Origin of the sequence: Chamaesiphon sp. VAR_48_metabat_135_sub (genome assembly GCF_031418915.1) — a bacterium.
Lineage (GTDB): Bacteria > Cyanobacteriota > Cyanobacteriia > Cyanobacteriales > Chamaesiphonaceae > Chamaesiphon.
Genome location: NZ_JANOJV010000114.1, coordinates 1 through 10,819, shown reverse-complemented (window position 1 = coordinate 10,819; position 10,819 = coordinate 1). Strand labels below are relative to the sequence as shown.

Annotated in this window: 9 protein-coding genes and 1 pseudogene; 4 read left to right on the top strand and 6 right to left on the bottom strand. The window is 44.1% G+C overall.

The genetic code is table 11. The features are described from left to right. The 3 genes and pseudogenes from RMO55_RS08340 to RMO55_RS08330 form a co-directional block, all read right to left on the bottom strand. A pseudogene (locus RMO55_RS08340) lies at positions 1 to 569 on the bottom strand (cyanobacterial phytochrome A); the annotation flags it as partial. A gap of 189 nt (positions 570 to 758) precedes the next feature. Beyond that, positions 759 to 1,193, bottom strand: a complete 435-nt coding sequence (locus RMO55_RS08335) for a response regulator (protein ID WP_310425722.1) — start codon at positions 1,191 to 1,193, stop codon at positions 759 to 761. Between the two features lie 142 nt (positions 1,194 to 1,335). Beyond that, positions 1,336 to 1,800: a hypothetical protein gene (locus RMO55_RS08330; RefSeq protein ID WP_310425721.1), complete on the bottom strand. Its 465-nt coding sequence runs from the start codon at positions 1,798 to 1,800 to the stop codon at positions 1,336 to 1,338. Positions 1,801 to 2,095: 295 nt separating this feature from the next. Between RMO55_RS08330 and RMO55_RS08325 the strand changes: the two genes are divergently transcribed. From RMO55_RS08325 to psb32, 4 genes are all read left to right on the top strand, one after another. Further along, positions 2,096 to 2,395 (top strand): hypothetical protein, encoded by a 300-nt coding sequence (locus RMO55_RS08325; protein ID WP_310425719.1) that lies wholly within the window; start codon positions 2,096 to 2,098, stop codon positions 2,393 to 2,395. Between the two features lie 65 nt (positions 2,396 to 2,460). Next, positions 2,461 to 3,234: a DUF1350 family protein gene (locus tag RMO55_RS08320; RefSeq protein ID WP_310425717.1), complete on the top strand. Its 774-nt coding sequence runs from the start codon at positions 2,461 to 2,463 to the stop codon at positions 3,232 to 3,234. A gap of 263 nt (positions 3,235 to 3,497) precedes the next feature. Further along, positions 3,498 to 6,089 (top strand): carboxypeptidase-like regulatory domain-containing protein, encoded by a 2,592-nt coding sequence (locus tag RMO55_RS08315; protein ID WP_310425716.1) that lies wholly within the window; start codon positions 3,498 to 3,500, stop codon positions 6,087 to 6,089. 123 nt (positions 6,090 to 6,212) lie between these two features. Then, positions 6,213 to 6,920, top strand: a complete 708-nt coding sequence (gene psb32 / locus RMO55_RS08310; protein WP_310425714.1) for a photosystem II repair protein Psb32 — start codon at positions 6,213 to 6,215, stop codon at positions 6,918 to 6,920. A 95-nt stretch (positions 6,921 to 7,015) separates the two neighbouring features. Here the strand turns inward: psb32 and RMO55_RS08305 are convergent, their stop codons facing one another. The 3 genes from RMO55_RS08305 to RMO55_RS08295 form a co-directional block, all read right to left on the bottom strand. Further along, complete coding sequence (locus tag RMO55_RS08305) at positions 7,016 to 7,399, bottom strand: DUF4346 domain-containing protein (RefSeq protein WP_310425712.1); 384 nt, start codon at positions 7,397 to 7,399, stop codon at positions 7,016 to 7,018. A gap of 262 nt (positions 7,400 to 7,661) precedes the next feature. Further along, on the bottom strand, positions 7,662 to 8,840 hold the full coding sequence (locus RMO55_RS08300; protein ID WP_310425711.1) for a GNAT family N-acetyltransferase: 1,179 nt from the start codon (positions 8,838 to 8,840) through the stop codon (positions 7,662 to 7,664). An 85-nt stretch (positions 8,841 to 8,925) separates the two neighbouring features. Next, a partial coding sequence (locus tag RMO55_RS08295; protein WP_310425710.1) for a C-terminal helicase domain-containing protein occupies positions 8,926 to 10,819 on the bottom strand: 1,894 nt, incomplete at its 5' end.

The following is a 10,819-nucleotide window of genomic DNA, read 5'->3' as shown; positions in this document are numbered from 1 at the left end:
TCGGCAATTACTTCGCCATGCCCATCATCGTCGAACTTGTAGAGCATGACTCGATCGAATCCAGTCACCTTGCGGACTTCACCGACCACAATCCGACCGAAGGCGTGTAAATCAGCCGTTGCCGCTAATTTACCGATCGAGGCTTTCGCTAAATGATAAAAACTTAAAAACGGAATAGTTTCATTCGTCTGGGCTGGTTCCAATTCTAGCACCAGAAATCCGTCGGGACTGCGATGAAAAACCGCATCAAATACCAAATAATCATCCCCAGATTTCCGTACCCACACCTTACTCGGATTGATCGAATCAAGATTTTGGGCTGCCAAGCCCTCTCGAAATTGGTCTACCTGAAAAGCATCTAAAATCTGTTCTAATGGCTGTCCCAACACCCGATCTGGTGACAGTCCAAATGCCATTGACGTATTATTACTAACTTGAATCACCGTCAAATCCGGCTCTTGTAGAACTAGCAACACCCCGTGAGACTGAATTTTGGTCAAGATATTAATCGACGGCTGTTTCAAGCTGGTGAGATTAAGATCTGGAGTGCCGAGACTAATGCCTGTCATAAATATTACCTCGTTAGTGAAGGCAGACGCTGATGCTGTGAAGAACCGTTACCTTTTTTGGGCGTGGATTGTCGGTCTAGCTCTCAAAGCATAACTCAACCATTACCAACGTTTTTGAAACAATACAATAATCTGCTTTACTCAGCAAAACTTATAATTTTTTAATGAAAATAGTCATTCGAGCGAAAATTACGCTACAGGTAATGTCACAATTCCGAACCAAAATTCTTCAATCCGTTGGACAATTTGACGCAATCGATCGAGATCGGTAGATTTAACAATGTGGCAATTGCCTTGCAGCAGATAAGTGCTGAAAATATCCGCCTCACTTGCCGCAGTTGTCAAGACTACGATCGGGATTCGCCGCAACTGGGGTTCTGCCTTAATTTTAGCGAGTAGATCTTGCCCCTCATTGCCAGGTAAATTCAACTCTAGCAAAATCAGATCTGGACGCGGTGCATCCAGATAATCACCACGGCGATTGAGAAAATCGATCGCTTCGATCCCATCCGCGATCGTAATAACGCGATGCTGGAAAGATTGCAGCGCAGTTTCAATTAATTGAGCGCGATCTCGATCGTCATCGATCAGTAAAATTAATCTTTCTGAATCAGATTCGTCCATTATGTCAAACAGGTGCGTGTAGGAAAATTGCCAATGTATCCAGTTTGAAGGTCGATCGATCCAATCTACATCATCAAACTGTTACACTGTCACCATCAGCGATTAATTAGCGATCGCTGATGTTGCTAACAACCAGTTAAAATTAGAGTTTCTGGTGAGTATAGGCGTGTTGTTTGACATTATCGTCTTTAGTGACGACTCGATCGGCATTGAGCACCCGCTTCCGCTCGGTGGAGTAGTTGAAGCTATTATAGATATCACCTGGAAGGATATGCGCTGTGGCTTCAGGGCGGCGTTTGTAGGTGCGGGCTGATGCTATACAACGATAGGCAAATTCGTTGCCCAGTTGACAGTCTGCGGGGAAACTAGCAGGAATTTGAGGGGTATCGCCAGCGATGAGTGCGCCCAGAGTAGTGGCGGCAGCGATTTCATAAGAGGTGGGAATGCCTTTAATCAGGGCTTCTAAGGCGGAGGAAGGGATGGGTTCGATTACTTTGAGTTCGTGAACCCCATCATCGTCACGGAAGAAGCAGGTAGCCACACCGACGACGATATAGTCATCAGCGGTGAGATCGGGAGCGTCAGCGAGGGTATCAAAAGTTGTCATAAGAATTTAATTAGTTCTTCTAAAATTAGGTGTTATTTATTTGTTTGTTTAGATCCTACCAATTTAACTAGACTCAACAGATCCTCGTTAAACTACTTATTATAGCGATCGACAAGTATTTATCTGTAGCTCGTGTAACTATAGTCTCGATCTGCCCAGCAGCTACTTGTGATGAGCGTAGCAATGCACTGAAGCTCCTCGAAGTGTCGAGTTACGCCAGGGCTACTTTTGGCTAGCTCGCTAATTCTTAATATCATTGTTACCAAAAACACTATCCGCATATTTAACATCATACATGGAAGCTTTTAGCCCTACCCCACCAGATTGGAGAGAAATAGCAACTCACGCTCGCGGATTTTGCTGTCCTAGTTGTCACGCTAGCTCTACAGCCGCTACTGCTGCTTGGATCGATCGTCGTTCGCCCGTATTTGTCGAAAATCGCAAACGGAAATGGCAAGAATTTTATCTTTGTGAATGCGGAACAGCCTGGTGGGGATGGAGCGATGAACGCACACCTAATGAATTTGCAGATCGAACTCCCTACAATAATGAAGATAGCGATCTCGACTACGATAGCTTTTTTGGTTATTTCTAAGATCGGCTTTAGGGCTTAGGCTTTAGGCTTTTCGTAAATTTATCGATCCCCCCCTTTTTGAAAGAATGAATTGGCAAGAAATTTCTGGTAATTGGGTTTATATTCCGCGTCAGCCGCGTGCAGTCATCCATTTCTTGGGTGGTGCATTTGTGGCGGCGGCTCCGCATATTACTTATCGACTGTTGCTGGAAAATTTAGGAAAACAAGGGTATGCAACTATTGCGACCCCATTTATTAATACTTTCGATCATCGATCGATCGCGAGTGAGGTCTATAATAGTTTTGAAGATACATTAGAATTGCTCCAAAAACGTCGGTATTTACCTCCTAATTCTCTACCCGTGTATGGGATGGGACATAGTATGGGTTCTAAGCTACATCTGCTAATTGGTAGTATGTATGACGTTAATCGATCGGGAAATATTCTAATTTCATTTAATAATTTTTCGGCTCGTGATGCGGTACCTTTGATGGGTCAAATGCCTCAAGAATTCAATGTAGAATTTTCACCCAATCCCCAAGAAACTCTCGATTTAATTGCCGATTATTATGATGTCCGTCGCAATCTAATTGTCAAGTTTAATAATGACACGATCGATCAATCATATACGCTCGATCGAACCTTAAACAAAATCTTTCCAGGGAAAGTTTCAACCCAGATTATTAATGGTACTCATCTCACGCCATTAGGACAAGATTTTCAATTGTCAATTAATTCGCAAGTTTTTACGCCGTTTGATGCGATCGGACAGTGGATTAAGCAAGAAGTTCACCGCGATTTACATCAACTCAAACGCGAAATACTGGATTGGCTAGATCCTGTCGTTGGGGGATATTGATTGCTATGTTCGAGATGGGAAGGGCACCCATTAAGCGGCGTTTTTATATCTCCTGGCGGAGAGTGCGTCAAGATAGGGCACCCTTACAGATTTTGGTGATGTTATTAAATGATGCAGGGGAAACGGTATCAGCAGAGAGGATCTTCTGATAAAATCTAATTGATTCTTATTTTGGATATTGCTTGCGATTTTCTAAGGGAAAGGCTACGCCAAAAAATCTGATATCCCGATGGAAGTGTCCTCGCCCTCACATTAGTTTGGTAATGCAGGTTATCCTATGGTGCGGATTTTCTGGAACTATACGAACGGTTAGTGCGATCGCGATCCCATTAAAATTAGTTAGTGAATCATCGCAACCTGTCGATCCTCAAAACAGCACCGTTAATCGCATTAATGCGATCGTCAATAATTTACTCTCTCAGCAAATTAGCATAGAAGGCTCGATCGACACCCAGAGCCAACGCGCCATTAATTTAGAAGGATGGCTACTCCCTTTTGATGACACGCTCAAACTATTAGAAATTCAACAACGACAATTATCTAGTGGAGAATTAGAACTCACTTCTTCTTATCTCTTAGTTAGATTTAATCCGCGTCAATTGCGATCGCATCCTCAATTGGGAAAAGCAATTACCATTGGCGATCTCCAAAAATTACCAGGGATTAAAATTACCTTTGACGCTCGCGAAGTAGCCCTCAGATTTAGCTACACCTTGCCCAAAAATCCCTCTCAACTTGCAGTAATAACTCCACCAGTGAGTTTAGATGGATTAGCTACTATTTATCCACCTATAGCTAATTTAAGTGCAGTTCAGGAGCGGATTAATCTGAGTGGTTCGGCCAATAATCAACTCAATACTCAAGGTGAATTTAAAGCAGTTGGGACAGTTTTCGGCTCTAGTTGGTATCTACGTGTCGAGCAACCCAAACTTGCCAATCTTTTGACTTGGGGATTGAGCGAAGCTGTCGTCATCAATCAAAGTCCCAGTACTGACTGGATTTCCGGTTCTCAAAGTCCGTTTTGGCGCAGACAAGGCAGTCCGACAGGTGCCTATTGGGGTGTGACGACGATTCAGCGGGAAGATTTCACGCCACCGACATCACTTTCTGGGGGCGATTTTGTGCCGAATGAGCGGTTGCAATCGAGTCAATTGGGGCGAACTGTGGCTGGAAGAGCGCAGCCAGGAACGGTGGTGCGACTAGTGCGGGGTTTTAATACCGATGTCGTCGGGCAAATTTTGGTAGATAGTTCGGGCGTGTTTCGGTTCGAGAATGTCGTGGTGAGTAAGGAGGGAGAATTTGGCAATAATTATCGACTATTACTATATCCCAGCGGACAACTCACCGCAGATCCGCAAGTGCAAGATGTGACGTTTACGACGGTGCCAGGGCAATTACCAGTAGGAGCTGGGGCGTGGATTGCTTCGGCGGGGGTGAATTATAATCGGGGGACAAATCAGTTTCTTGGTAAGTTCGATGGGTTGCAGGGAGGCTTGGCTTATCGACGGGGGATTAGCGAATCTTTGACAATTGGGAATGGGATCATTTACGATCCGATCGCGGTACGGGGTTTGAGTGAGGTATTTTGGCAACCTACAGGTATCCCGCTCCAAGCATCTGTATCGGCAGTAACGGGGAATCGCTGGGATGTGGTGAGTAGCATGAGCTATAAACCAACACCGACTTTTAATGCCAATTTTAGTAGCGATAAATTATCCAGTCGTGCCGATCTTAATTGGCTGCTGACACCTACATTTACGGCGACTAGTAAATATGATAGTTTGTCGGGGGTCGCGATCGGTGGTAACTATAGTTTTAGTGTGGCACCGAAGAGCACTAGCAGTATCCAAGGTACTTTCGACAGTAAATCTTTCTTGCGCTGGAGTGCCAGTCACCAACAAAATAATTGGCTGATTGGATTGCAGGGAAATGAAATCAGCCTCAATTCGGAAGTAAGTTATCAACTCCCCGCACCCACTGGTACGACTCAGAGTCTAGTCGCTAACTATCAATCGACTCGATCGATTTTACCGACGACCTTCGGTCAATTACTCTGGCGGTACCAATCTACCACACTCCAATCAGAATTGGGCTACGGCTGGAGTGGATTCGGTCGCGGTGCAAATATGGGGATTGGGGTGAAGTTCTCTCCAGGCTTGCAGTTAATGGGCAAATACCAGGGCATTTCGGCGTTTACCAATCGGGCGAATTTTTCACTAGAATTGCAATCTACCATCGATCTTCAAGGTGGAATCCAAGTGGCGAATACGCGGGTAGAAGATCTCCGTACTCGCGGTGGGATTACTATTAAACCATTTTTCGATCGCAATGGTAATGGCAAACAAGACCCAGACGAAGAGAAATACTGGCATCCCGAACTAATCACCCTCGACAATAAGCCACTCAATCTCACTCAGACAACCCAACTAGCCGATAGCGTGGAGGTCAGAGCAGCACCTGGTAGCTATCGACTCGATCTCAATCCCACTCATCTTCCCGCTTATTGGCGCAGTTTTCTCTCCAGCGCGACAGGTAAACCGCCCGAATCCCTCCGCGTCAATGTTGCGCTTGGTAGCTACACTACAATTCCCATCCCCTTAATTCCGATCTATACAGTGACAGGGGTTGTTTCTGACTCGTTGGGGAAACCACTCCCCCATGTCGAAGTAGTTGCAATCGATCTCTATGGTACTGGAGTTCGTCGATCGACGAACTCGAACCTTGATGGTAGCTATGAATTTGCCGATCTCGCTCTAGGTGCTTATGATATTTCTACTCCTGGACAATTATATCCCGCGACGATTTCGATCGTGTCTAATTCCCCAGTCCTCCAACAGCTCAATCTCCGAATTTAGGCTTTAGGGTAAAGGAAATACTCATCATTTCCCCCACACCCCAACTCCCCCTCTTCCATAATTTAATCGATCGCGGATCTGATTCTGTTAAAGTTAAGACACATAATTATATCTAAAAAGATCGTGTCATATATTCGTTCTTGTCTCCGTCAAATCCTGTTATTATTCATCATTACGACGATCTCGATCGGGATATTCGCGCTTCCCGCTCGTGCCACTGCTGTTTACGAAGTTCCGGTTGTCTCCGCAGGTGTACCAACTTGGATTGTCGATAAAGCGGATGTGATGAGTTTATCTACCCAAGGTAATATTAAAGGTACATTAGAAAAACTTGCCCAGCAGACGGGCAAAGAAGTCCGGTTTGTCACCATTCATCGGCTCGATTACGGCGATACCATTCAAACTTTTACAGATAAACTGTTTAAAAAATGGTTTGCAACGCCAGCCGAACAAGCCAATCAAACACTAATTGTCTTGGATAATGTCACCAATACCATCGGTATTCAAACTGGCACTGATGTTAAAGCAACCCTGACAGACGCAATTGCGACTAGTACAATCTCGGAAACAATGGGTATACCTCTACGCAGTGGGAATAAATATAATCAGGCTTTTAGTGATGCGACCGATCGACTTGGTGCAGTATTATCAGGACAAGCAGATCCTGGGCCACCAAAAGTTATATCTACACCAGAAGTTGGGAGAACTTATTTAAAAGCAGAAGAAACTGATGCCAACCGCACGAATTTTCTGATTATCGTGATTGGACTCTTAATTGCTGCTACCGTAATTCCGATGGCAACTTGGTGGTGGTATCAAAATCAAGATTAGTTATCAGGGATTGGTTATTGGTGCGATAACAGACTGTGTTATTGCGCTAATAGCCAGTAGCCGGAGTCAGAAAGAACTATCAATTATCCACTAACTTAATCTTGAATATATTCCGATCCAGAAAGTAAAGCAATTTCAGCGCGGACGAATTCTCGTCCTAAATAAGCTGCATGATCCAACATCGTCACCGGACAAGGTTGAGCTTCTTCGATGACTTTAACGCATAATTCCTTAGCAGTTCGTCCGGTAAATAGAGTGGTACTAGTCCGAGCGACACCACCTTTGGCGGGAATTACTTTACCAGTTTCGGGGTCAACTGCCAGACCGCGATCGTCGATGACATTAGTATAATGCTTGGCACAGATTAATCCAGCTTCTCGATCGAGATAAATAATCAAGTAACCTTCTGGATCGAGATCGATATGGCGATGGGACAGTTGACTATCGATCGTTGTTAAATTATTAGTTAATAAAGTCATAACTCAAACACAAAATAATTATATTTAGATCTAGACTAACCTATTTAGTTGTGATTTGTATCGATTTTTATCTAATTATCGAGATTTTTAGGGATAAATACTCTCTGAGATCGGGGGTGCGATCGTCAGTAGGAGTAGTGAATAGTGGATAGCGATTCGGGCACGCCTTTATTCCCCGACGGTTTAGCGAATCAAGACAGTGGATACTGAATAGTGAATTTGGAGCAAGTGCGTCCATTCTCATCCCACACTTCCCACACCCCTAATCGATCGAGGATTGAGTAATTTTCATTGGTAAAGCTTCATTGATCGATACAATCTCCTGCTGTTGCAACTGATTATATTCCTCCAGATAATCGCGCAATATTTGCCCGAAGCGGGGATGATAAAACCGATGGAGACTATAATTAGCCGTCGCCGGAAAACCTCGCCGCTTCTTATGTCTACCGCCTGCCCCAGGATCGAAAATTTTAATATTATTTTGAATGGCCCACTCGATCGGGGTATAGTAGCAAGCATCAAAATGGAGACAATCTACATCCTCACTACTGCCCCAATAACGACCGTACAATCGATCGCCTTTAGTAATACAAAAAGACATCCCCACAGGGATCGAGGGATCTACCCCCGTCGCCGTCACAAACACCACCCGATGGCGATAATTTTGATGGAGCTGCTCGAAGAATTCGGGAGTCAGATACTTACTTCCCCACCAGCCAAACTTATCACAGGTATCGGCATAAAAATCATACATCTGGGAAAATAACTGCGGCTGAATTTCATCTCCCGTCACCGTAGTTAAATTTAACCCCGCATCGCTAACAGATTTTCGCTCGCGTTTAATATTCCGGCGTTGGTTGGCATTAAATCCGCCTAAATAATCATCAAAATTTTGATACTCCCGATCTTGCCAGACATAATTATGATTGATCCAAGTACTATACCCATATTCATTCATCTGCGATCGCCATTCAGGATCGACATATAAAAAGTGACACCCAGATAAGCGATGATTGGTACAGAATTCATCGATCGATCGCACCATCAATTCCGTAATTGCCGCTTCATCTTCGCCCTCTGCGATTAAAAATCGATAACCCTCCGCCGGAGTAATCGGACTCATCCCCACCAACTTGGGATAGTACCTAATTCCCATCCGCTGCGCCAATTCCGCCCACTGATTATCGAAGACAAATTCACCATAACTATGCCCCTTGACATATAAAGGCGCAGCCCCAACTAAAGTTTGCCCCTTCCACACGCTCAAATGCTTGGGGAGCCACCCAGTTTCCGCTGTGACGCTGCCAGAAGTCTCTAACGTATTCAACCATTCCCACTCCAGGAATGGAGTCTTTAACGGCACTGCCAGGGCATCCCAATCATCTTGTCGGATGTCTGCTAAACGATCGAACCAGCGAACCTGATAGGAAAATAGAGGCATTATTTATTTGCAGCGGTTTGGCACCTATCCATTCTACCGAAACCGCACATGTCTAGCCAGTTGTAGCCATTTATCGATCGAGACTTTAAAAAATAACTCTGAGCAACATAGCATCTAGCGATAAACTCAGATCGACAGCCTGGATTTCTGCTTTCGGAATTAAACCCTGGTTCATCGTGTCATAGACTAAATTAGTGGTGTATTCCTCGATCGACAGTTGAGATTTGTCACCCTCTGTATAGTCGCGGAGAATCTGCTGAACTTCTTTGTTTTGCTTCCAATCATTCAACAGCCGTAGAGCTTGTTTGATATGTTGTCTAGTGAGTCCCTGCGGTAAGCTCTCTAACTTTTGAATCCGACTATTGATTTTGTTTAATCGATCTGAACTAATATTGACTCGTTGGCATTGCCTGCCGAAGGTATCGTTTAAATTAGATATTTTTAGATCTGTAACTAAGCTTTGTTTGAAGTTAATTAGCTCTTGATAAATTGCTATCATGCAGGCTAAAGTCTGATGAGTGGAAGTGGTTTGGTGAAATTCTGTCGTGCGAATTGCCATCGCGATCGCATTACCAAAACCATCTCGATCTGATGTGAGATCGTTCCAAAAAATTTGTCGCTGGAGATCGGGAATTGATTCACCATTGGGGCCAAAATATTTCAGTGTTAAAGCTAAAAGTCCGCTGGGTTCTGAGCTGCCAGTTTGATGCCCAATCGAGATTGGATTAGCTTGATAATCTGTACCTAATCTAGTAATTAGTTTCTGGATATCACTGGCATACAAAAGTTCTTGTTGGGTGTAAAGATTTTGGGCGGTATCTCGTTTGCGGGCAGCCTGTTCTTGCAAACTTTCCTGTTCGAGACTCCTGGCTGTTACTAAGCTATGAATAAACTCTACATAACCAGGCAGAATTGTGTCATCAAAACGGGTGTCACCATACACAGAAGCACCCAAATTACTCATGCTGGCAAGTTCGCGGATATCTTCGCTGGGCTGGGCTAAATCGCCGACTAATTTTTGGTTGAGATTGTTAAGGCGAGTAGCTTGACGTAGTAGTTGGCTTTCACTATTTGCATAGTAAATGTAGATATTTGCGGTTGGTTGGTGTTTGGGTCGATCGATCCTGCCGATCCTTTGCTCCAGCATCATTGGATTCCACGGTAGATCGATGTTGATGAGATAATTGGCATCTTGGAGGTTTTGACCGATCGAGAGGGTTTCTGAGCCGATTAAGACCGCAATCTCGCGATCGGGTTGTGGTCGATCCACAGGATTTTTACAAGTCGCGATCGGGGCAAATAATCGAAATAGTTCTTTGCGTTTGAGATTGGAGCTACATCGATCGCCTTTACAGGCATGGTGTTGAGTGAAAGTAGTTACTTTATCATCACTATAATATTGCTTGATACTACCGATCGCTAACCCGATGCCAGCATCCGCAATATCTCGATCTTTTGCCATGTAGCTAAAGTAATCGATGACGGTATCAGAGAAGGTGGAAATTAATAATACCTTATGTCCTTGAGCAGTTAGTTCGCGAACTTTTTGCGTAACTTGTTCGCGCTTATGGTCTTTAATAAATTCGGTGGTTAGCAACTTTTGAATTTCGACCAGATGTGCGAGATCGCTATCGCAATAATCTAATAATAGCTGATGAATTCTGTTTGCAGCGGCGATATCTAAACCATCAGTAGCTTGCTCGATCGAGGTTTTAAGTTTTTGCCGCTTTTCTATTTTTGGCTCGGCTTCTAGCTCATCATCATCGTCTTCCTCATCTTCTCGATCCCACAGTTCCAATTGGTCAGATGATTTATTTGATTTACTAGATCCAGTCGAACTGAACTTATAATGCTCGAATAAAAACTCTCTCAATCCTTCTGGATCTGGAGTGCAATTATTTAGCCGATCCTGCATTTGTTCGATGCGACGACGGAAATTGATAATCGTTCGCCCCAAAGCATACATGCTTGATTCCGCT

Coding starts and splice junctions, on each gene's coding strand:
- RMO55_RS08300 (WP_310425711.1), bottom strand. CDS start 8,840: ATGCCTCTATTTTCCTATCAGGTTCGCTGGTTCGATCGTTTAGCAGAC.
- RMO55_RS08335 (WP_310425722.1), bottom strand. CDS start 1,193: ATGGACGAATCTGATTCAGAAAGATTAATTTTACTGATCGATGACGAT.
- RMO55_RS08305 (WP_310425712.1), bottom strand. CDS start 7,399: ATGACTTTATTAACTAATAATTTAACAACGATCGATAGTCAACTGTCC.
- RMO55_RS08330 (WP_310425721.1), bottom strand. CDS start 1,800: ATGACAACTTTTGATACCCTCGCTGACGCTCCCGATCTCACCGCTGAT.
- RMO55_RS08325 (WP_310425719.1), top strand. CDS start 2,096: ATGGAAGCTTTTAGCCCTACCCCACCAGATTGGAGAGAAATAGCAACT.
- RMO55_RS08315 (WP_310425716.1), top strand. CDS start 3,498: ATGCAGGTTATCCTATGGTGCGGATTTTCTGGAACTATACGAACGGTT.
- RMO55_RS08320 (WP_310425717.1), top strand. CDS start 2,461: ATGAATTGGCAAGAAATTTCTGGTAATTGGGTTTATATTCCGCGTCAG.